The sequence below is a fragment of the Syntrophotalea sp. genome (assembly GCF_050253115.1).
GTDB lineage: Bacteria > Desulfobacterota > Desulfuromonadia > Desulfuromonadales > Syntrophotaleaceae > Syntrophotalea > Syntrophotalea acetylenica.
Genome location: NZ_JBFWJQ010000047.1, coordinates 1 through 17,555, shown reverse-complemented (window position 1 = coordinate 17,555; position 17,555 = coordinate 1). Strand labels below are relative to the sequence as shown.

20 protein-coding genes are annotated in these 17,555 nt (G+C 59.0%); 4 read left to right on the top strand and 16 right to left on the bottom strand.

Translation table 11 applies throughout. The annotated features are described in order from the left end of the window. From AB7E65_RS06865 to AB7E65_RS06840, 6 genes are all read right to left on the bottom strand, one after another. The coding region (locus AB7E65_RS06865; protein WP_428745525.1) for an IMP dehydrogenase at positions 1-264 on the bottom strand (264 nt) is incomplete at its 3' end. Between the two features lie 270 nt (positions 265-534). Next, positions 535-1,605, bottom strand: coding sequence for a M42 family metallopeptidase (locus AB7E65_RS06860; RefSeq protein ID WP_072285494.1), 1,071 nt, complete (start codon positions 1,603-1,605; stop codon positions 535-537). Between the two features lie 50 nt (positions 1,606-1,655). Next, the gene (locus tag AB7E65_RS06855) at positions 1,656-2,309 is read right to left on the bottom strand and encodes a histidinol phosphate phosphatase domain-containing protein (RefSeq protein ID WP_320361375.1); all 654 of its coding nucleotides are present in this window, start codon (positions 2,307-2,309) and stop codon (positions 1,656-1,658) included. A 31-nt stretch (positions 2,310-2,340) separates the two neighbouring features. After that, positions 2,341-3,666, bottom strand: a complete 1,326-nt coding sequence (gene miaB, locus AB7E65_RS06850) for a tRNA (N6-isopentenyl adenosine(37)-C2)-methylthiotransferase MiaB (RefSeq protein WP_407058562.1) — start codon at positions 3,664-3,666, stop codon at positions 2,341-2,343. Positions 3,667-3,817: 151 nt separating this feature from the next. Continuing rightward, a complete protein-coding gene (locus tag AB7E65_RS06845) occupies positions 3,818-4,249 on the bottom strand; it encodes a hypothetical protein (RefSeq protein ID WP_428745524.1) in 432 nt (143 codons plus the stop codon). A 95-nt stretch (positions 4,250-4,344) separates the two neighbouring features. Continuing rightward, a complete protein-coding gene (locus AB7E65_RS06840; RefSeq protein ID WP_428745523.1) occupies positions 4,345-5,655 on the bottom strand; it encodes a M48 family metalloprotease in 1,311 nt (436 codons plus the stop codon). A gap of 273 nt (positions 5,656-5,928) precedes the next feature. On the opposite strand from AB7E65_RS06840, the gene typA reads away from it, so the two are divergent. From typA to AB7E65_RS06820, 4 genes are all read left to right on the top strand, one after another. Then, positions 5,929-7,737, top strand: a complete 1,809-nt coding sequence (gene typA, locus AB7E65_RS06835) for a translational GTPase TypA (RefSeq protein WP_072285498.1) — start codon at positions 5,929-5,931, stop codon at positions 7,735-7,737. Positions 7,738-7,900: 163 nt separating this feature from the next. Next, positions 7,901-8,455: an AmmeMemoRadiSam system protein A gene (gene amrA, locus AB7E65_RS06830; RefSeq protein WP_072285499.1), complete on the top strand. Its 555-nt coding sequence runs from the start codon at positions 7,901-7,903 to the stop codon at positions 8,453-8,455. A gap of 278 nt (positions 8,456-8,733) precedes the next feature. Beyond that, on the top strand, positions 8,734-9,117 hold the full coding sequence (locus AB7E65_RS06825; protein ID WP_320361379.1) for a hypothetical protein: 384 nt from the start codon (positions 8,734-8,736) through the stop codon (positions 9,115-9,117). A gap of 242 nt (positions 9,118-9,359) precedes the next feature. After that, positions 9,360-10,781, top strand: a complete 1,422-nt coding sequence (locus AB7E65_RS06820; protein ID WP_428745522.1) for a sigma 54-interacting transcriptional regulator — start codon at positions 9,360-9,362, stop codon at positions 10,779-10,781. Between the two features lie 38 nt (positions 10,782-10,819). On the opposite strand, the gene AB7E65_RS06815 is transcribed toward AB7E65_RS06820, so the two are convergent. The 10 genes from AB7E65_RS06815 to AB7E65_RS06770 form a co-directional block, all read right to left on the bottom strand. Continuing rightward, a complete protein-coding gene (locus AB7E65_RS06815; RefSeq protein WP_072285502.1) occupies positions 10,820-11,842 on the bottom strand; it encodes a hypothetical protein in 1,023 nt (340 codons plus the stop codon). Positions 11,843-11,986: 144 nt separating this feature from the next. After that, positions 11,987-12,445 carry a chemotaxis protein CheX gene (locus AB7E65_RS06810; RefSeq protein WP_072285503.1) on the bottom strand — a complete coding sequence of 153 codons (459 nt, stop codon included), beginning with the start codon at positions 12,443-12,445 and terminating at the stop codon, positions 11,987-11,989. A 15-nt stretch (positions 12,446-12,460) separates the two neighbouring features. After that, positions 12,461-12,832 carry a response regulator gene (locus tag AB7E65_RS06805; RefSeq protein WP_072285504.1) on the bottom strand — a complete coding sequence of 124 codons (372 nt, stop codon included), beginning with the start codon at positions 12,830-12,832 and terminating at the stop codon, positions 12,461-12,463. Between the two features lie 52 nt (positions 12,833-12,884). Beyond that, entirely contained in the window at positions 12,885-13,361 is a 477-nt protein-coding gene (locus AB7E65_RS06800; protein ID WP_072285505.1) for a hypothetical protein, read from the bottom strand. Between the two features lie 13 nt (positions 13,362-13,374). Next, the gene (locus AB7E65_RS06795; protein ID WP_072285506.1) at positions 13,375-13,746 is read right to left on the bottom strand and encodes a response regulator; all 372 of its coding nucleotides are present in this window, start codon (positions 13,744-13,746) and stop codon (positions 13,375-13,377) included. Continuing rightward, positions 13,743-14,624 (bottom strand): HDOD domain-containing protein, encoded by an 882-nt coding sequence (locus AB7E65_RS06790; RefSeq protein WP_072285507.1) that lies wholly within the window; start codon positions 14,622-14,624, stop codon positions 13,743-13,745. Before AB7E65_RS06790 ends, AB7E65_RS06795 begins: the two co-directional genes overlap by 4 nt. 11 nt (positions 14,625-14,635) lie before the next feature. Then, on the bottom strand, positions 14,636-15,124 hold the full coding sequence (locus AB7E65_RS06785) for a chemotaxis protein CheD (RefSeq protein WP_072285508.1): 489 nt from the start codon (positions 15,122-15,124) through the stop codon (positions 14,636-14,638). After that, positions 15,121-16,182: a protein-glutamate methylesterase/protein-glutamine glutaminase gene (locus tag AB7E65_RS06780; protein WP_072285509.1), complete on the bottom strand. Its 1,062-nt coding sequence runs from the start codon at positions 16,180-16,182 to the stop codon at positions 15,121-15,123. The genes AB7E65_RS06785 and AB7E65_RS06780 overlap by 4 nt, the downstream gene beginning before the upstream one ends. Positions 16,183-16,195: 13 nt before the next feature. Then, the gene (locus AB7E65_RS06775; RefSeq protein ID WP_428745521.1) at positions 16,196-17,071 is read right to left on the bottom strand and encodes a CheR family methyltransferase; all 876 of its coding nucleotides are present in this window, start codon (positions 17,069-17,071) and stop codon (positions 16,196-16,198) included. Then, positions 17,064-17,540, bottom strand: coding sequence for a chemotaxis protein CheW (locus AB7E65_RS06770; protein ID WP_201257959.1), 477 nt, complete (start codon positions 17,538-17,540; stop codon positions 17,064-17,066). Before AB7E65_RS06770 ends, AB7E65_RS06775 begins: the two co-directional genes overlap by 8 nt. Between the last annotated feature and the right edge of the window lie 15 nt (positions 17,541-17,555).

Below are 17,555 nucleotides of genomic sequence, written 5' to 3'. Positions count from 1 at the left end.
GACCTGATCAACCTCCAGGGCCTGATCCTGCGGTGTCATATTCTTGTGAAGGATCCCCATGCCCCCTTCCCGTGCCATGCCGATGGCGGCGCGGGACTCGGTAACGGTATCCATGGCGGCGGACAGCAGCGGGATATTGAGCTGGATATCGCGGGTCAGTTGCGTGGTCAGCTCGACTTCCTTGGGGAGAACCGTTGAGTGTGCGGGAATAAGCAGAACGTCGTCAAAAGTTAGGCCTTCGATAATATTGCCGGGAGCCTGCATCGCCATCTCCTTGAGTGAAGGTAAAATATTAATCGAGCACCCTATCGCGGACCACCATCATTTGTCAATTTTTTTCCGCCGTACATAACAGAGGCACAAGGCTCCCGTCGCCTGCCCGATTTTTCAAGGGGACACCGCGAGGCCGGCTTCACGGTTCGCCGCGCGGCACAACAACAAAGGGCACAGGGATTCTCCAGGCAGCAAAACCGGAACATCCCCGTGCCTTCTCCGTGCTCCGAAAACCGATCCCCAAGTAGAAATCGGCCACGGTCAATCCGGAATGATGGGAAACCTGTTGTCCAACCGGAACAGCACCCCGGTCAACAGCCGAATGGTGGCATCGATGTCATCCAGGGACAGCACCTCTACCGGCGAATGCATGTAGCGCAGGGGCACCTGCACCAGGGCCGCGGCCACCCCCGCGCGGGACAACTGCATGGCGTTAGCGTCGGTACCGGTACCGCGCGGCGCGCCCATGATCTGACAGGGGATATCCTCTTCACGGGCCGTACGCACCAGCAGTTCGAACAAAGCCGGATGGATATTGGCGCCGCGGGAGATGATGGGACCGCCGCCGACCTTGAACTCACCGATCTCTTTCATTTCAACCCCCGGCACATCGCTGGCGAAACCGACATCGACGGCAATGCCGATGTGAGGATCGATGCCAAAGGTGCTGGTGGTCGCGCCCCGCAGGCCGACTTCCTCCTGCACCGTGGAGACGCCGAAAACCTCGACCGGTGGCACACCGCGCCGACGCACGGCGCGCAACACCTCGGCGACGATGAACGCCCCCATCTTGTCGTCGAATCCCCGGGAGGCTGCCAACGCGCCCTGCAGTGGCTCGAAACCGACGGCGAAAGTGACCGGATCCCCCACCGCCACCAGGTTGCGGGCGGCCTCGGCGTCCACGCAGCCCAGATCGATGAACTGGCTGGTCAACTTAACCACCGTTTCGCGATCCTTGGCCTCCATCAGGTGAATGGGCTTTTTACCCACGACGCCGAGCACCGGGCCGGCGGCGGTATGCACATGCACCCGCTGCCCCGGCACCAGATGAGCATCGACGCCGCCGATGGGGGCAAAATAGATAAATCCCTTGTCGTCGATATAGCGCACCATGAAACCGATTTCATCGCAATGCCCGGCCAGCATCACCCGCAGCGCCCCATCGGATGCCGCGCCGATGCGCGCGATAACGTTACCCATCACATCGGTACGCACCTCGTCGGCCACGGGCTCCAGCTCGCGGCGCATGACACGCTGCACCGGCTGTTCGAACCCCGAAGGACTCGGGGTTTCGACCAGCTCCTTCAAAAAATTCACTGCACGATCATTCATAGTCTTTCACCTTGATATCAAAGGAAGGTTCAATCTTCGCAAATGGTTTGTCAGAATCCCCCGAGTTTACGCACCAGGTCTTCCGAATTCTGCCGCGTCTGCTGAAACTGGGTTTCGCTGAGGCCGGCCCCCAGAGCGATGCGACGCGCCTGCGCCAGCGGTGTCAGATCACCCGGCGCATGGCTGTCGGTGTTGACGATCAGAGCCGCCCCGGCCGCGAGAGCCAGCCGGGCCACATGGCCGTTGGTCAGGGAATGGCCCTTGCGGGTGGTGATCTCCAGACAGATGCCGCGTCGCGCGGCGAGTGTCGCCTCCTCTTCGCTGAGCAGACCGGGATGGGCCAGGACATCGATGTCGGCTTCGAGGGCAGCGCGGTTGGTCCCCGGCGCAACCGGCTCGACAATCGTCTCCCCGTGGCACACCACCAGTCTGGCGCCGAGCTTGCGCGCCTCGCGCGCCACTTCGGCGATCATCGCCGGAGGCACGTGGGTCAGCTCGATGCCCGGCAGCACCGTCAATCCCCAGGCATCGCCCAGCACCGCGGCAACCCGGGCAATGCGCGGTATGATCAGGTCGATATTGCTCGGGTCGCCGTGATCGGTGATGCCGATGGCACGATAACCGGCAACCGCGGCGCGACGCGTCAGCTCCGCCGGGATCAGTTCGCCGTCGCTGAAAACAGTATGGGTATGCAGATCGATCATGACATCTCCTCACGAAAACGGCGGCCGCCGTTCAGGCCAGTTCGCCCAAATGGGAATTGCGAAAAGCGCGGACCAGGCGCACCGGAACAACGTGACCGATCAAAGCCGCGTCACCATCGAAATTGACGATGCGATTCCAGGTGGTGCGCCCGAACAACTGACCGCTGCCCTGCCGGCTGCTGCCTTCAACCAGTACCGGCAGCACCCTGCCGACATCCGATTCATGATAGTTTCCGGTAATCTCTTCCTGCAACGCCAGCATGCGGTCAAAACGCTCCTGTTTGAGGGTTGCGGGGGTGTCGTCCGGCAACTCGGCCGCGGCGGTTCCAGGCCGGGCGGAATAAAGGAACGTGTAGATCTCGGCATATCGCACCTGACGCAGCAGATCCATGGTTTGTTCAAAATCGGCCCCGGTTTCGCCGGGAAAACCTACGATCACGTCGGAGGTCACGCGAATCTCGGGACACACCTGCCGCAGGCGCGCGATGCGGTCGAGATACTGTTCGCGACTGTAACCGCGCCGCATGGCCCGCAACACGGAATTGGCGCCGGCCTGCACCGGCAGGTGAATGTGCTTGCACAGCTTTTCCAGCTCACCGAAACAGGCGACCAGTTCATCCGACAGGTCCTTGGGATGAGACGTCATGAAGCGAATCCGCTCCAGCCCCTCTACCGCATTGATCTGTCTCAACAGCGCGGCAAAGCTGATTTCATCTCCCTCCTTGCACCCGTAGGAATTGACGTTCTGCCCGACAAGGGTGATTTCCCGCACCCCCTGGCGCACCAGGGCACGCACTTCTTCAAGCACTTCGGCGCTGGGTCGACTCACTTCCCGCCCGCGCACGTGCGGCACGATACAATAGGTGCAGAAATTATCACAGCCCTGGATCACGGTAACGAACCGCGTAACCTCGTCACTCGGCAAACGCTCGGGAAACAGCCGGCGCCGCTGTCCGGCATCCAGAAAAGATACCTCGGCGCAGCGTTCACGCCGCGTCTGCACCCGGCGCAACATATCGGCAAACAGGTGCAGGTTGTGGGTGCCGCAGACGATGTCGAGATGCGGTGTCTTTTCCAGCATGCGCCGGCCTTCCTGCTGAGCGACACAACCGCACACGGCCACGATTAGCGAAGGGCGCTGCTGCTTGAGAGGTTTGAAGCGGCCGAGGTGTCCGTAAACCTTGCGCTCCGCGCGGGCGCGAATGGTACAGGTGTTGAGAACAATGAGATCCGCCCGGTCCGGGCTGTCGACCTGAACATAGTCGAGCTGCCGCGCAATGCCAACGATCTGCTCGGAGTCGACCACGTTCATCTGGCACCCGAAGGTCTCCAGGTAGAATGTTTTCATACGTGAAATTACCGATCCTGATACAACCCACCAAAACCCAATGGGCAAGAAGGGGCAGAAAGATCCGCGGGAAACCATGGTTTCCCGCGGATCTTTCTGCCCGAGTCCGTTTTCACATCCACCAGACGCAGGGGTCATTAAAGTTGATTGGGCATGTTAATCAAGGGTCCCGCGGAGTGTCAACCGGTTTCCCGCCATTCCCATTGCCGGCACCCAGCATGCGCACCAGCACATCGGCTCCTTCCAGACATTGCAGCGTCAACGCGGCACCGCTGATGCGTGAGCGCAATCGCACGCTGGCAATGTGTCCGCCAAGGGGAACCACGGCCCGGATTTCCACATCCGCCAACGGCATTTCCCGCACCTGCCCCGGCCTGGGCCCCCGACGGGCCACAAGCCTGCGATCGGTCAGCCAATAGCGCTGATGCCGCCAGCGCCAGCGGGCCAGCAGAAGATGGCCGACGGTCCCGTATCCGGCCAACAGCCAGAGCAGCCCGTAAAGGGTTGCCGGACCGGAAGCCGCGACAGCACCCCGATACGGCCCCTGTACCCACCAGAGACTGGCCCATACCCAGATCGGCAGACAAGCCACAGTCCATCGCCAGCGACGGAAAACAAAGGCCCTCGGCGCCGGGCAGGATTGCCAGATAAGCCGTTCACCGGCCTCCGGCAAAATGCACTCCCGCATCATTTGCCCCGCATTTCAGTCACCTTTCTGGCGGCGGCCTGTCCCACGCTGCTTTGCGGATAAGCCTTTGCGATTTGCTCGTACAGTTCCAGCGCCTGCGCGGTACGACCCTGTTTTTCGTAACCGGTGGCCAGCAGGTAACCGCCGCGATCGGTCGGCAGAAGATCCATGCTCTTCTGCAGATGGCCGACCGCCGCGGGAATCTCGTTCAGTTCCAGATGAACCATGCCCAGCCCCAGACGCGACAGATAATAATTGTCATCCAGTTGCACCGCTCTGGCAAAGTGCGGACGGGCGGCGCGGACATCTTGGGCACGCAGATAGGCCAGGCCCAGCCCGGTCAGAATCAGGGACTGATCCGGGGCCGCGGCGGCAGCCTGCAGATATGTCGCGATGGCACCGGACACGTCCCCCTGCGCTTCCTGCTCGCGGGCCTTGTCATACAGCTCGTACCCCTTCGCGGTTGTCTTCAAGCCGGCAATGGCACGCTGAAAAGGCTGCGCGTTAAGCACAAAACGGGAATCAGCCGTCTGGGCCGGGTAGCGCTGGGCAACATAGGCTTGCAGATCCTGCATGCGTTCCTTGGAGAAAGGATGGGTACGGAACAGTCCCGTCAGCCACATCGGCTCGGCCCCGCCCTCCACGGTGCGGTAAAAAAATTCCTGCAGCTGGATGCTGCCGCGGGGGTTGTAACCGGCGCGCACCATGTAATCGACCCCCAGGCGGTCGGCCTGGCGTTCCTGGTCCCGGCTGAACCGGTTGTCCAGCAAGCCGGCGGCGAGCTGCCCTGCCTGGGTGGCGGCGGTGCCATAGGCGCTGGAACCGGTCGCCGCCGAGAGCACCGCCAGTCCGACGTTCAGCAGGGTACCGCGCTGCATGCCCTGCACCGAATCGCGAGCGGTGACGTGCCCCACCTCATGACCGAGAACGGCTGCCAGCTGGGCTTCATTTTCGAGACTGGCCAGCAACCCCCGGGTAATGGCGATATAGCCACCCGGCAGGGCGAAGGCATTGGGGGTGGAATCGTTAAGCACGCGGAACTCGTAAGGCAGCTCCGGCCTTTCGGAGACCCTGGCCACACGCAAACCGACGCTGTTGACATAACCGGCAAGCTGCTTATCGGCATACTCGCCGCCCATCTGCTGCACGGCTTTCGGAAAAGCCTCCTTGCCCAGCTGAATTTCCTGGGAGGGCGACACGGAAAATAGCGCCAGCTCCTGCCGGCCCGTAACCGGATTGACGGCACAGCCCGCCGTACACAGCCATGCCAATGCCGCAACAGACACCAACCGAACAGATGTGATACGCATAATAGCGACTCCCTTCTCGGAAATTCGTGAGACAAACAGACGACATCAAATATTTTTTATCATAAAACGCCGCTGCCGCCGCGGCAAGAGGGTTATCCCGGGCAATTGCGCCAATCGTTCGCCCCCGGCTGATATGCTTCGCCGGCACAGGTGCGGTTGTCAGCGGCCGGAAGATTTGTGCTCGAATTTTTATCTGGCATAAAAATCTGTGTTGTTATAGCATGGTGAGATTTTTCAATACAACAACCCGGGCAAGGAGACCATAGACGTTTTATGCTGCAAAACATTCGTAACATCGCCATTATCGCCCACGTCGACCACGGCAAGACAACCCTGGTGGACGCCATGCTGAGACAATCCGGCGTCTTCCGAGACAACCAGGTGGTTGCCGAACGGGTCATGGACAATAACGACCTGGAAAAAGAGCGGGGCATCACCATCCTTTCAAAAAACCTTTCCATCCATCACAACGGCCTCAAGATCAATGTCGTCGACACTCCCGGCCATGCCGATTTCGGCGGAGAGGTGGAGCGGGTACTGAAGATGGTCGATTGCGTGCTGCTGCTGGTGGACGCTTTCGACGGCCCCATGCCCCAGACCCGCTTCGTGCTGAAAAAATCCCTCGATCTGGGACTGAAGCCGATCGTCGTCATCAACAAGATCGACCGCCCCGGTTGCCGGCCGGCCCAGGTGGTGGACATGGTTTTCGATCTGTTCTGCGAACTCAACGCCTGCGAGGAACAGCTCGACTTCCCCATCATCTACACCAACGCCAAGGCCGGCATCGCCAAGCGCGACCTTGACCAGGAATCGGACAACCTCGAACCGCTGTTCGACCTGATCCGCGAGAAAGTCAGCCCCCCCGCCGGGAACCCGGATGCCCCCTTCCAGATGCTGGTTACAAGCATCGGCTACAACGACTACCTGGGTCGCATCGCCACCGGCAAGATTGCCAACGGCAAGGTTCGCACCGGCCAGACCATCGCCCTGATCAAGCGGGACGGCAGTGTCGGAAAGGGGCGCATCAGCAAATTGATCGGCTACCAGGGGGTTACCCAGATCGAACTGGAACAGGCCCCGGCCGGCGACATTGTCAGCATCGCCGGATTCGAAGAGGTCGGCATCGGGGAAACCTTCGCCGATGAAAGCTGCCCCCAGGCGCTGCCTTCCATCGCCATCGACGAGCCGACCCTGTCCATGAACTTTTCCATCAACACCTCGCCCTTCGCCGGCCGGGAAGGAAAATTCGTCACCTCGCGCAATCTGCGCGACCGCCTGATGCGCGAGTTACGCACCAACGTCTCCCTGCGCGTCGAAGAAACGGACAACACCGATACCTTTCGGGTTTCGGGGCGCGGCGAACTGCATCTTTCCATCCTCATCGAAAACATGCGCCGGGAAGGGTTCGAGCTCTCCGTCTCCAAACCGGAAGTCATTTTCAGGGATATCGACGGTCAGCGCTGCGAGCCCATGGAACATCTGATCATCGATGTTCCCGAGGAGCATCAGGGCACGGTCATTGAAAAACTCGGCAAACGCAAGGCGGAAATGATCTCCATGCACCCCATGGATGGCATCAACCGGCTGGAGTTCAGCATACCGGCCCGCGGCCTGATTGGTTTCCGTACCGAGTTTCTGACCGACACCCGCGGCACCGGCGTCATGAACCACACCTTCAATGAGTACGCACCCTACAAAGGCCCCATTCCCGGCCGCAGCAACGGCGTGCTGGTAGCTATGGAAGATGGCGAAACGGCGGGCTACGCCCTCTTCACCCTGCAGGATCGCGGCACCCTGTTCGTCGACCCCGGCGTCAGGGTCTACGAAGGCATGATCATCGGTGAAAACGCCAAGCAGAGCGACATGGTGGTCAATCCGTGCAAAGGCAAAAAGCTTACCAACGTCCGGGCATCGGGCAGCGATGATGCCATTCGCCTGACGCCGCCGCGGTTGCTGAGCCTGGAGCAGGCTCTCGAATACATCAACGACGACGAACTGGTCGAAGTCACCCCGACCTCCATTCGGCTGCGCAAGAAACTGCTCGACGCCAATGCCCGCAAAAAGTTCGATAAAAACAAATAGCCCGTTTTGAACGGCGGCCCGTTGTATCAACGGGCCGCTTTTTCCATTTTTCACCAACTGATTGTCTTGTCATAACCGGGCAATCTGACTATATTCGGATCAAATCGGATTTCACGCCCCTATCCACACCATGCTGGACAAAGCTCTGCTGTCAGGAGGGTTCATGCATCAGGCACTGTCGACCCAACATCAGTCCATTCTGCTGGCCATTGCCAGACAATCCATCGCGTGCTGCGTCCGCACCGGCCAGCTCTGCGTCGAACCGAGAGAGGAAAAAGCCCTCAATGCACGGCTCGGCTGTTTCGTATCCATCAAAAAGGATGGACGCCTGCGCGGCTGCATCGGCAATTTCCAGTCTCAATGGCCCCTCTACCGCGAAGTTGCGGAAATGGCCTGCGCCGCCGCCACCAAGGATCCGCGCTTCTATCCCATGGAAGAAACCGATCTTGACAAGTTCCACGTGGAGATCTCGGTGCTTTCACCTTTGCAGAAAATCGACGACATACAGGCCATTCAGGTTGGAACCCATGGCCTGTATATAGAAAAAGGCTTTCACCGGGGGGTGCTGCTGCCCCAGGTTGCCGTTGAATACGGCTGGGATCGGGACACCTTCCTGCAGCAGACCTGCACCAAAGCGGGGCTGCCGGCCAATGCCTGGGATTCCGAAAATGCGGATATTTACATCTTTTCGGCCCAGGTTTTTGGCGACCAACCATAGTGCGCCGGGGTGTCCGCGGCGGCCATCGCGACTTGCACAAACTGCACAGAATTCTGGCAATACGCTAACTTGATCGCTGTTCCGATAACTTACACGGCTTCCACCCCGGCGATTCCCGGGGTTCTCCACAAACACTGTGGACAACTGCTCCCCCGACCCTGTTTCACACCTCGCTGCGGCAAGGAATCACGATGAAACGCCGTTGATCTTCCCTCAAGCCGGGGTAAGCTTGCAGCAGGCAATGCAGCAAACATCAACCCGATAATCGGTTTTGCACCATGACCAAAATTCATCCGAAAGCCAGGGCTCCTTGGCAGGCTTCGCTTCTGGAACCGATGATCCGGGGGCGGATCGGCCCACGCCAGGCGGGCACCGCAACGACGCAATCGGTGACTCCCGTCGACCGCATAACCCTGTCGGCATCAGGACTTGCTGCCGCCGCCCGCTTCAGCAACTGTATCCGGCGGCCAGCCGACGCCTGCGCCATCGCCCTGCCCGCTCCCTGCGCATCCAGCGAAGTATCCGATGCGGGAGCGGTTGCGGAAAGCCCAGCGGAAACTCCGGCGGCGCGCCGGCGGATTCGCGAATCCTACGAAAAACAACCTGGCGACTCCGACTGGCCGGCGGAGCGACGGGGATCGCAAATCGATATCCTGGTTTAGTGCAACGGCAAACACCGAAAAAAGCGGCGTTCCAACCACACTTTTTTTATGTCACGATCGGCTGTGCTTCCCGGATCGATGCCCTTTTTACCCTGAAACGAGGTTTAAAAAACAAAAATTTCTGTTACATAGCCGGATTTTTTGCTAGTATACCGGCGTATTTTTTGTCACACCCTGTTTGTTACGAGCCACCGCCATAGTCAGGGGCATGCAGCAAGCGGAGGCAACCTGAACGGATACCCATGTTCTATTCATTGCGCAGCGTCCTCCTTGTCCACAACAATGCCAAAGAGAGAAACGGTTTGGCCGTCGCCATCCGGCGCACCGTCGACTGCGCCGTCCTCGAGGCGAATTCCCCCGAAGAAGCCCTGGCATTGATGCAGGAAGACGAAATATCCGTCATCCTCACGGATCTTTTCGCGCCCACCAACCAGGGGCTGGACCTTCTGAAGCAGGCTTCGCAACTCAACACCCAGGTCGTGACCATTGTCGGCACCCCGGTCGACCAGCGCAACATGGGGCTGGAGGCGTTGAAGCTCGGCGCCTTTTTCTGCCTCAACACCCCCTACAACCACGAGGAAACCATCATTGCCACTTCCCGCGCCCTGCAGCATCACGATTTGCTCACCAAAGGCGAAGTGCGCGGTCGCAAATTCCGCAAATCCGACGGTTTTCACGGGATTATCGGCCAGTCCCCGAAAATGCGGCAGCTTTTCAATTGTATTGAAAAGCTGGCTGTGGAGGGGGATTCTTCGGTGCTGGTACTCGGGGAGAGCGGCACCGGCAAGGAACTGGTGGCCCGCGCCATCCATGCCCATGGGCCCCGCAGTCGCAAGAATTTCGTACCGGTGAACTGCGCCGCCATTCCCGAGGACCTTCTGGAAAGCGAATTGTTCGGCTACGTCAAGGGGGCTTTCACCGGCGCCAATCAGGCCAAGATGGGACGTCTGCAATACGCCGATGGCGGGACCCTGTTTCTGGATGAAATCGGCGACATGAAGGCCAGCCTGCAGGCCAAGCTGCTGCGGGTCTTGCAGGAAAAGGAGTTCGAACCCGTCGGCGGCGTTAAGCCGGTTTCCATCGACGTGCGGGTGGTGGCCGCGACGCACCGCGACCTCGAAAAATCCGTTGCCGAAGGACGTTTCCGCGAGGATTTGTATTACCGGCTCAATGTCATTCCTCTGCCGATTCCGCCCTTGCGCAAACGAAAGGACGACATCCCGCTGCTCATCGACCGGTTTGTCGCCATCTACAATCGCAAGAAAAAAAACCCCTTCAAGGGGTTTGAGGAAGACGCCATGCAGGCGCTGAAACTATACCCGTGGCCAGGCAACGTACGCGAACTGGAAAACCTGGTACAGCGCATGTCCATCTTTTTTGCCGGGCAGACCGTCAACCGCGAGGATCTTCCGGAGAAGTACCAATGCCTCGATGAAGCGGCCCCCGCGCAGCAAGCCTCGCAAGGGCCTGAAAACACCATCAGTCTGGAAGAAGGCGGCGTTGACTTCAATCTGCTGGTCAGCCGTTTCGAGAATCAGCTGATTCTGCAGGCGCTCAATATCACCGGCGGCAACAAGCGCGAAGCCGCGAAACTGCTCAACCTCAAGCGCACCACCCTGATCGAAAAACTGAAACGCAAAAACATCCAGACCGGCGAGGGCTGAGGCCGCCGCGGCTGGAAAGAGCTGTCACCCGATGAAAACTAGGCCAGGTGCTGTCTCAGCTTGTCCCTGATGTCCTCCGGGGAACTGGGCAGTACCACAATATCCCGCACACCGTATTTTACCGCCTGCAGTACCTGGCTGCGGGTCCACTGACCGCCCGCGGCAATCAGCGGCACCTTCTCTCCCAGAACCGCCCTGGCCTTGATGATGGCCGCCAGACCCTGCTCCTTGGTGTCGTCCATGGTGAACACCGCTGCTTTCACCGGAGCGGTGCCTTGCGGTCCGAAAGGCTGGAAGTCATCCTGATATCCGACCACCTGCGGCACGAAACCTTCGGCGATGCAGGCATCGGCGAGATCATGCGATCCCTCCTTGCGCCCCGTCACCACCAGCACCGTATTTCGCGGATCTTCCGCCCTGTCCGCGGCCTGCGTCGGCACGGCCTCGACAACGGCAGCCGCCTGCCGAGGCGCGGCGGGCTCGATCACAAGCGGTTCAAGCCCCAGCAGATCCGAGGGAAAAAGCATCTCCATGCACTGCAGTGGCTGCCCGTCCAGGGTCATGCCGAAAGACACCTGGTACAGGTCCCCCGGCCCGAAAGGCTTGTCGCTTTCGGCCTCGATCCTGCCGGGAACCACCACTTCAATCGTATTTTTTTTAAAATGCAGCTTGTCCAGCGCGGCTTCGTCAAAGGCCTGGATCAGCTCGCCCGAGATGATGTTGACGATCTCGCCATAGGCATCGGCCTCATCTTCATTGAAGGCTTCCTTGCGTACCTGTTTTTCCAGCTCGGCAGGCGGCAGCATGATCAAAGTGCCGCCAAGCAGCACTGCGTCCTTCAATTGATTGAAGCAGTACATCTTGCCTTCGCGGCTGCCACTGACGTCAAAGTCGGCCATCACCAGCTTTTTTTGGAAAGATGCGAAAAAGCCGGCTTTGGTCACACGGCGCTCGGCGGCCAGAGATACGGCCACTTCGCAACCGAGAAGATCGCCCAGACCGACCGCCAGTTTTTCCGCAAGCGTATCAAGTATGGCTGTTATATGCTGGTTTTCGCCCATAACCGTCAACAATCGCCGCCGCCGGCCGCCATCAGGCGGTCCGGCTCCGGGGCACAGGAAATAATCACCCGTTGAAAATCAAAAAACCGCACGATCCGCCGCCGGGAGGCGCTCCCCCGGCAGCCGATCGCGCGGTTTTCACCATCAACTGTTCTGCAGATAGCATTCAACCAGAAACGCGCCTTCCTCGATGCAAAAAGGCACAATCACGCCATCGCCATCCGAAAGGCACTCCACCTCGTACTCGGCTCCGGAGATCGCCGAGGGAATGGCCAGTTTGAGGCCGGTGCCGGTCTCGGTGAGCATGGATTTGACGCTGCCGGCGAGCATATTGGCGAGTTCACCGATGGCATCCTTGACGTCGTCGTTGATCTCCTCGACATCCATGAACAGAAACTTGCTGGTGATGGCCATGGCAACGTCATTGGGAACATGGATAGCCAGCATGCCGCGATAGTTGCCAGCCAGTCCGACCAGGCCGGAAACCGAATCGGTAAATTTGTTGGAGCGCGTCGCCAGAGGCGCGGACGGATGTGCCTCGCACATCAGCATGGATTGAAAAATTTCCTGCGTTGCATCCGAAATACATTTACCTAAATCCACGGAATGTTCTCCTTATCACAGGAAATTGCCCAACACCTCTTGGACCTGCTCCGGTGTGAAGGGCTTTTTGATCGTGCCCACGGCGCCGAGGGACAAGGCTTCGTTAAGCACGTCGGTACCCGCCTCGGTAGTTATCATCACGACGGGGATGGCCTTGATCTGGGCATCCGCGTTTTTCTGGCGCAAGAATTCGATGCCATCCATAACCGGCATGTTGATGTCGCTCAGCACAATATCGACGGTTTCTCCCGCCAAAATTTCCAGGGCAGCCTGCCCGTCAGCGGCTTCCAGCAATTTTTCAAACTCGAAGCCGGCCTGGCGCAAGGAGCGTGCGACAATTTTCCGCATGGTGTTGGAGTCATCAACAATCAGAACCTTTTTTCCCATGATGCCGTTTATCCTTCCATAAAGGGTGTAAAGCCCGGCCCGTTATGAGGCCTCAGGCAGTTTCCGAATCCGTCGGGAACAACCCGCAGCCGATAATGGTCAGGGACAGCGGATCTCCCTCCACATCGTACTTCCAGGTTTTTCTGGGACCGTCGCATAAAACCGGCCGTTCCCGGCACACCTCCGGCAAACCGAGCCGATAGGTCTGGTCGCCGGGTAAAAAGTCGTTAAGCAGACGTCCGGCAACCGTATTGAGAAGCTCTCCGAGCATATCGGTCTGGATCTGCTCGACCACCTCGTCGTCCGGAAAGGCGTGCACCACATCGATGACGTTCCCGAGCAGCGAAACCGGCACCGTCAGCACCAACTCCGCCTGCACCGGGTCGAGAACCAGCAGACGCGCCGACATGCTGTTTTCCGCGGTCTCTTCGGCGGTATCGCCGGTTTGCGGCAGAACTTCCATGAACGCCATATTCTCGAGCGTCACGGCAATGGATTGGCGAACCAGTTCATCAAAATTGCGGTTCATGATTTCTCCCTGTTCATTGCATCAGCGGTTCGAGCTTCTTCAGGAGCGTGGCCGGTGAAATCGGCTTGTCAAGGACCGCGAACGCCCCCAACTCGGACAGCAGCGCCTCCTTCGCAGGATTTCCCGCACTGGTGATCACCACCACCGGCACATGGTTGAGCTTGGGGCTGCCCTTGACCCACTTGAGCAGTGTTTCACCGTCCATGATGGGCATGTTGAGGTCGGTGACCAGCAGATCGGCCGGTTCTTCCTTGAGTCTGGCAAGGGCCTCCCTGCCATTGGGAACTTCCACCATGCCGGCGTCTCCCAGACCGATGATCTCCAGACAGCGCCGGATAACCATGCGCGCCGTGGCCGAGTCGTCGGCAATGACGATGCGTTTCACTTATAAACCTCCTCTTCAGAAGAAAGAGACGAAACTGCTTTTTTAAACTGGACTTCCGCCTCCAGCAGAATTTGCGCCAGGGACTGAGACGTAATCTCGAAGTACTCCGTGTAACCGGCATCCAGCTGATATTGCATGCCGTCGTTACCGGTATCGCAGCCGGCCATCATGGCGCACATGTCACCCAGATGCGCGGCAAATGCCAGGGCACGGTATTCCTCCGGCGCCTGTTGCGGCGTATGATGGTGCAAAATGGCCTGCTGCAGGGATTCGGGAAACTTCCAGTGCCGCGCCATTTCATATCCGACCTGGGCATGATTCATCCCGGCCAGAGCCTGTTCGGCCGCCAGGTAATCGGCAACGCTGCCCTGCTGGATTCGCTCCAGCGCCTGGGGAGCCGCGGTTTTCCAGAACGGCGAAAAAACATATTTGCCGATGTCGTGCAACAGTCCGGCGGTAAACGCCAGCCCGGTTTCAAAACCCTGACGTGCGAACCTGGCAACTTCGCAGCTGGAAAAAGCCGCAAACAGGTCATGGCGCCACAAAGCGTTTTCCTGGCCATCATACCCGTCCAGCGGTTGGCTGAAAAGATCGCCGGTGCTGTCCGCCAGAACGGTGCTCACCACAATCCATTTTCCGAGGTAGCTAATGGCACGCTCAAGGGATGTCACCGGAGACAACAGACCGAAAACCGGCGAATTGACGACCTTGAGAACCCTGGCGGTAAGAGCTGCATCATATTTGACGATATTGACGACGTCGTCAAGTTCATAATCTTCCCCTGCCAGAAGCTGCAGCAAGCGGCTGACATTGGGCGACAGCATCGGCAGTTTTTCAATAGCTTCCCGGATATGCCCGGCGCTGATCATGGATTCCATCCCCCCCCCCTTCATATCTGCCACTGGCCACGGCCGGGACACGACACGGCCACCAGCCCGGTATCCACATGCAACGTGACGGTACGGCTGAAATTCTGCCCGACATCTTCCGCGACCGGCCCCATGCCAAGCGTCCACAAAATTTTCTTTACCGCCAATATGTTGCGCTTGCCGATGTTGAACGTGTCGTTGCCGGCCATTACCGACGCCCCGCCCAGCATTTTCACCACCAGCCCGCGGCCTTTGGCCTGGCAGCCCAGGCGCGCCATCTCCCTGAACAGCAAAGGGACGCCAAGATCGGCAAAATAGCCCGGGCATTCCTCGGACTTGGCGCGGTTGAGCTTCGATTCGGGAAGCGCGACATGCACCATCCCCGCAATTTTAAGGTTGGGATCGTACATGGTCACGGCCACGCAGGAACCCAGGGCATAGGTCTTGACCACCGCACCGGGCTGGCTGGTAGCGCCCAGCCCCCCGATCCCCAGAATGATATCGCTCATACGCGCCGCTCCGAAAGCAAATCGACAATTCTTCCCGCCATGCAGTCCAGCGGCACCAGGGCGTGGGCGCCACCAAGTTCATAAGCCACCTTTGGCATGCCGAACACGACGCAGCTGGCTTCGTCCTGGGCCAGATTGCGCGCCCCCGCGTCGCGCATGGCTTTCATTCCCTCGGCGCCGTCGGAACCCATGCCGGTCAGCATCACGCCGATGGCATTGCCTCCTACATGCTGGGCGACGGAATGCATCATCACATCCACAGAGGGACAATGTCCCTTGACCGGAGGCCCCGGCTCGCAGCGCACCTGATACATACCACCGGAGCGCACCACCTTCATGTGGTACCCCCCGGGACCGATAAGCACCCGGCCGGGCATGATACGATCGCCGCTGACGGCTTCCTTGATCTCCATGGCACACAGCTGATTGAGACGCTCGGCGAACAGCCGCGTAAAACCGGCCGGCATGTGCTGCACGATGACGACTCCCGGCATGGTCGCCGGAAACTGGGCGATGATCTTGCGAATCGCCTCGGTTCCTCCGGTGGAGGCGCCGATGGCGATGACTTTATCCGTCGATTCCGCCAGGGCACGCTTTTCCAGGGTCTTCAGCTGGCTGGGCACAGCATGACGCGCGGCTTTCCAATGAGAAACATTGGCGGTGGACGCCAGCTTGACCTTGGCGCACAATTCCGCCAGCATTTCCCTGAGTCCCCGGGCGATATCGCTGGTCGGCTTGGAGACGAAATCAACGGCGCCGGCCTCCAGGGAATCGAGGGTGATCTGCTTGCCTTTCTGGGTCAGAGAGGAGACCATGACCACCGGCAGCGGATATTGCGGCATCAATCGGCGCAGAAAGTCGACCCCGTCCATGCGCGGCATTTCAACATCCAGGGTAAGGACGTCGGGCTGCAGTTTTACGATCTTGTCCCGGGCGATGTAGGGATCTCCGGCGGTCCCGACAACTTCGATATTGGGGTCCAGGGACAGCCCCTGGCTGAGAATCTGCCGGACAAGAGCGGAATCGTCTATAACCAGAACACGAATTTTTTTTGGCATCGATAATATCGGATCACTGTTTGTGGTAGACGGCGGGAGCCAGATATCTGAACAGATTCTGGCCCCGTCCCAGGGTTTCCGAGTGCCCCAGAAAAAAGTAGCCGCCTTCGGCGGTATGCCGATGAAACTTCTGCACCAGGGCCTTGCGCGTCGGGTCGTCGAAATAAATCATCACATTGCGACAGAAAATGACATGAAAAGGCTTTTTGAACGGGAAAACGTCATTCATGAGATTGAACCGCCGAAAAGTTGCCTCCTGTCGCAACTCCGGCACCACTTCGTACTGGCCGTCGGACAAACTGCGAAAATACTTGCGCAGCAGCGATTCGGGCAGCATCTTGACCCGGTCCCGCGGATAGATGCCGCGCCGGGCGATATCCAGAACCCGGGAGGAAATATCGGTGGCCAGTATGCCGCCATCCCACTGGCAATACCTGTTGCCGAGAAACTCGCGCAGCAGCATCAGCAGCATGTACGCTTCTTCACCGCTGGAGCAGCCGGCGCACCAGATACGGATGTCGCGGCTGCCCCGTTGCTCCAGAGCTGTTGCAAGCTGCGGCAATACGGTATCGCTGAAAAACTCGAAATGCGACTTTTCCCGAAAAAAATAGGTGTGGTTGGTCGAAATACGATCGACCAGCAAACTCAGCGCCTGCTCGGTTTTATCCTCCAGCAACGCCTCATAGTAACTTTTGAAACTGGCATGGCCGCTTTGCCGAAGGATCTTTTGCAGCCTGCCGACCAGCAAAGACCGTTTCTGATCCGTCAGATTGATTCCGAAACGCTGATAGATCAGCGAACGCAGCAAACCGAACTCCTCGTCGGAGATGCTCATGAGCATGCCGCTGTCAGGAAAGGCGGCCTGGCCTGCAATTAACGCATCAGACATAAAACAGTCTCTGTACGTCCAGAAGGATCTTGACTTCATCATTGACCTTGCCGAGTCCCTGCACATACTGGCCGGAACGCCCGGCTCCCGCCGGCGGGGGCTCGATCTGGCCATCGGCGATTTCCGTAACCTCCTTGACCTGATCGATAATCAGGCCCGCGGTGCCGCTTTCCACATGCACCACGATAATGCAGGTACGTTCATCGTATTCCCGGCCGACCATACCGAATCTGGATCGGATATCCATCACCGGAATGACTTTGCCGCGCAGGTTGATGACTCCCTTCATGTACCCCGGCAGATCGGGCACTTCATTGATCTTCTGAATGCCGACGATTTCGGTGACATGACGGATTTCAATGCCAAAGTCCTCATTGCCGACCTTGAATACCAGAAATTTCCCGTGCAGGGTGTCTTCAGAGGAAACATCCGCTCTGGCGGCAACATCCCAATCCATTCCAGCAGTCATACCATCCAATCTCCT

Coding starts and splice junctions, on each gene's coding strand:
- AB7E65_RS06860 (WP_072285494.1), bottom strand. CDS start 1,605: ATGAATGATCGTGCAGTGAATTTTTTGAAGGAGCTGGTCGAAACCCCG.
- AB7E65_RS06855 (WP_320361375.1), bottom strand. CDS start 2,309: ATGATCGATCTGCATACCCATACTGTTTTCAGCGACGGCGAACTGATC.
- AB7E65_RS06840 (WP_428745523.1), bottom strand. CDS start 5,655: ATGCGTATCACATCTGTTCGGTTGGTGTCTGTTGCGGCATTGGCATGG.
- typA (WP_072285498.1), top strand. CDS start 5,929: ATGCTGCAAAACATTCGTAACATCGCCATTATCGCCCACGTCGACCAC.
- amrA (WP_072285499.1), top strand. CDS start 7,901: ATGCATCAGGCACTGTCGACCCAACATCAGTCCATTCTGCTGGCCATT.
- AB7E65_RS06825 (WP_320361379.1), top strand. CDS start 8,734: ATGACCAAAATTCATCCGAAAGCCAGGGCTCCTTGGCAGGCTTCGCTT.
- AB7E65_RS06820 (WP_428745522.1), top strand. CDS start 9,360: ATGTTCTATTCATTGCGCAGCGTCCTCCTTGTCCACAACAATGCCAAA.
- AB7E65_RS06815 (WP_072285502.1), bottom strand. CDS start 11,842: ATGGGCGAAAACCAGCATATAACAGCCATACTTGATACGCTTGCGGAA.
- AB7E65_RS06805 (WP_072285504.1), bottom strand. CDS start 12,832: ATGGGAAAAAAGGTTCTGATTGTTGATGACTCCAACACCATGCGGAAA.
- AB7E65_RS06800 (WP_072285505.1), bottom strand. CDS start 13,361: ATGAACCGCAATTTTGATGAACTGGTTCGCCAATCCATTGCCGTGACG.
- AB7E65_RS06790 (WP_072285507.1), bottom strand. CDS start 14,624: ATGGAATCCATGATCAGCGCCGGGCATATCCGGGAAGCTATTGAAAAA.
- AB7E65_RS06785 (WP_072285508.1), bottom strand. CDS start 15,124: ATGAGCGATATCATTCTGGGGATCGGGGGGCTGGGCGCTACCAGCCAG.
- AB7E65_RS06780 (WP_072285509.1), bottom strand. CDS start 16,182: ATGCCAAAAAAAATTCGTGTTCTGGTTATAGACGATTCCGCTCTTGTC.
- AB7E65_RS06775 (WP_428745521.1), bottom strand. CDS start 17,071: ATGTCTGATGCGTTAATTGCAGGCCAGGCCGCCTTTCCTGACAGCGGC.
- AB7E65_RS06770 (WP_201257959.1), bottom strand. CDS start 17,540: ATGACTGCTGGAATGGATTGGGATGTTGCCGCCAGAGCGGATGTTTCC.